The 399-nt window shown below is 44.1% G+C and carries 1 protein-coding gene; it reads left to right on the plus strand.

The features are described from left to right. A partial coding sequence (locus tag Q0842_RS16095) for an Ig-like domain-containing protein (protein WP_298500520.1) occupies window positions 1-399 on the plus strand: 399 nt, incomplete at both ends.

The raw sequence follows: 399 nt of genomic DNA on the forward strand, positions 1-399 counted from the left end.
GATACCCCAGTAAGCGGAGATTTATTTGCGAACTTAACAGATGCAGATAGTGTCGATCATACAATCACCGGAGCAACGGTAGATACGGATGGCGATGGCAACCCAGACACCTTAGTTTTAGGAACTCCAACAGCCATTACGGACAGTTCAAACAATCCAATCGGCGATATCACGGTCAATGCAGATGGTACCTATACTTTCACTCCAGCACCTGGTTATAATGGACCCGTACCAACAGTAGGTTATGACCTAGTAGATGATAATGATGCCACAGATACGGACAGTTCTGTATTAGATATTACGGTAACTCCAGTAACGGATGCAATCAGCGATGATAATGAAACAGTCAGCACCAATGAAGACACCCCAGTAAGCGGAGATTTATTTGCGAACTTAACA

Origin of the sequence: uncultured Algibacter sp., assembly GCF_947495675.1 — a bacterium.
GTDB lineage: Bacteria > Bacteroidota > Bacteroidia > Flavobacteriales > Flavobacteriaceae > Algibacter_B.